The organism is Brachyspira sp. SAP_772 (genome assembly GCF_009755885.1).
In the GTDB taxonomy this organism is placed as follows: Bacteria; Spirochaetota; Brachyspiria; order Brachyspirales; family Brachyspiraceae; genus Brachyspira.
In genome coordinates this window covers 1-793 of the sequence record NZ_VYIX01000112.1, presented here as the reverse complement: position 1 = coordinate 793, position 793 = coordinate 1, and the positions used below count along the sequence as shown (strand labels likewise).

The window sequence follows — 793 nt, the reverse complement described above, 5'->3', positions numbered from 1 at the left end:
CAGCTCCTCCTGTATGATTTTCTGCTGCTATAAAAAGAGGAACTTTATTTTTTACTGCATTTAAAGTAGTTGTAAAACCAGCATAAGCCATATCCATCTGCCCAGCACTCATAGCCTCTGGTACATTACCATTCCCTGTAACTGTAACATTTAAACCCAATGCTTTAAATATTCCAGTATCTTCTCCAACACAAGCTGCTGTCATATGRTCGCAGTTATAATAKCCTAAATTAATTTTGTATTTTTTGTCTGCATCGCTTAACTCTTCCAAATTATAGTCATCAACTATAGCTTGTACATCTTCTGAAATAGAAGTTTCTGTTGCTTTAGATGYATTATCAYTTCCGCTACATGAAATGATAAAAACAATCATAGAAAAAATAATTACAACTTTTTTCATTTTTTTCTCCTTATATTTTTTTATTTATATTTAGCAGCATTTTTCCATGCCGTTTTCAAATAAGCTTATTAATTCTCCATTTTCAAGTCTATAAACAGMAAAACCTATACTAGCTCCCTTTTTACCAGACACTAAAATTTCATTTGGCACTTTTTCATCTATGTTATAAAATTTGATTGTRTAATTTTCTATAGGTGCTGGTATTGGAGMGGTCATTAATATTTTATTAGAATCTTTGTATATACCAATTAATTTGTTTGAGTATTCAGATTCTTTATATATTATTATTAAATCATTTATATTATCTCCGTTCAAATCTCCTTCCAAAAAAGTTAATAACTCMTTATCAGAATATTTTTTTATATACTCTTTATAAAGCTCTTTATTATTTAT

General features: G+C 28.3%; 1 protein-coding gene and 1 pseudogene. Both read right to left on the bottom strand.

Going from position 1 to position 793, the window contains the following annotated elements; all coding sequences use genetic code 11:
• A pseudogene (locus GQX97_RS12925) lies at window positions 1-400 on the bottom strand (ABC transporter substrate-binding protein); the annotation flags it as partial.
• 30 nt (window positions 401-430) lie between these two features.
• Window positions 431-793: Cys-Cys-COOH (seleno)protein SaoC (saoC, locus tag GQX97_RS12920; RefSeq protein WP_157152269.1), on the bottom strand; the 363-nt coding region annotated here is incomplete at its 5' end.